This is a genomic window from Photorhabdus sp. S10-54 (assembly GCF_963878145.1).
GTDB classification, from domain to species: domain Bacteria; phylum Pseudomonadota; class Gammaproteobacteria; order Enterobacterales; family Enterobacteriaceae; genus Photorhabdus; species Photorhabdus kayaii.
Genome location: NZ_CAWNXG010000152.1, coordinates 1 through 993 on the forward strand (window position 1 = coordinate 1; position 993 = coordinate 993).

A 993-nucleotide genomic window follows, 5' to 3' on the forward strand; every position below is an offset into this window, starting at 1 on the left:
TAACCTGAACTCTGGATAAAAAAATGGAACTAAGTGCCTGTTCCAAGATCAAAATTTTCGACCAAGAAAAAAACGATCTTATTAGGAACAGGCATGGATAAACTAGTTGAACTCTTCTGCGATGTCGATGATTTTTGTCGTGTATTCATTCCACTCTGGGAACAACAGTGTATCGAGGAAGGACATCGTCAACGCAGACGTCATGGCCGCATGAGTGCCAGCGAGATTATGACCATTGTGATTGCTTTTCATATGTCACATTATCGCGATTTCAAAAATTTCTACTTTGGATTAGTCCGACGATACCATCAACAAGACTTTCCCACCCTGCTCAGCTATACCCGGTTCTTAGGCGTCGTTTCCTCAGTTTTAGGACCGCTTTGTAGCTATTTGACGCAGGTGAAAGGGAAACCCACGGGACTCGCTTTTGTCGATTCCACAAGTATTCGTGTTTGTCATAACATTCGTATCCCTCGCCATAAGGTGTTTGACGGCATAGCGAAACGAGGAAAAGGGTCAATGGGATGGTTTTTCGGTTTTAAGCTGCATCTGATAGTCAATCATCAGGGAGAAATTGTGTCAGCCAAACTCACTCCGGGTAATGTCGATGATCGGGAGCCTGTCCGTGAGTTAGCAACGGGATTAACAGGAACGCTTTACGGCGACAAGGGATATATCAGTCAGGCTCTGTTTGATGATTTAAACGCAGCAGGGGTGACATTGATAACGGATACGCGCAGTAACATGAAGGCAAAAGCGCTCTCAGTGTGGGATAAGGTGATGTTATCAAAGCGTTTCATCATAGAAACCATCCATGATCAGTTAAAGAATATTTCTCAGATAGAGCACTCACGACACCGTAGTCTACAGGGATTCATGTTGAATGTGTTAGGAGGGCTAATCGCTTATTGTTTCAAAGAGAACAAACCGTCACTGAATATCTCCCGCTCAGAAATGGACATATTAGTGACGGCTTAACCAGAACTCAGGTTA

Annotated in this window: 1 protein-coding gene; it reads left to right on the forward strand. The window is 43.8% G+C overall.

Features of this window, described 5'->3' with window-relative positions; genetic code table 11:
• Positions 1-93: 93 nt before the first annotated feature.
• The gene (locus AACQ83_RS24240) at positions 94-978 is read left to right on the forward strand and encodes an IS982 family transposase (RefSeq protein WP_112879928.1); all 885 of its coding nucleotides are present in this window, start codon (positions 94-96) and stop codon (positions 976-978) included.
• Positions 979-993: the final 15 nt, after the last annotated feature.

Excerpts from the sequence above, each read along its gene's own strand:
- AACQ83_RS24240 (WP_112879928.1), top strand. The coding sequence starts at position 94 with ATGGATAAACTAGTTGAACTCTTCTGCGATGTCGATGATTTTTGTCGT.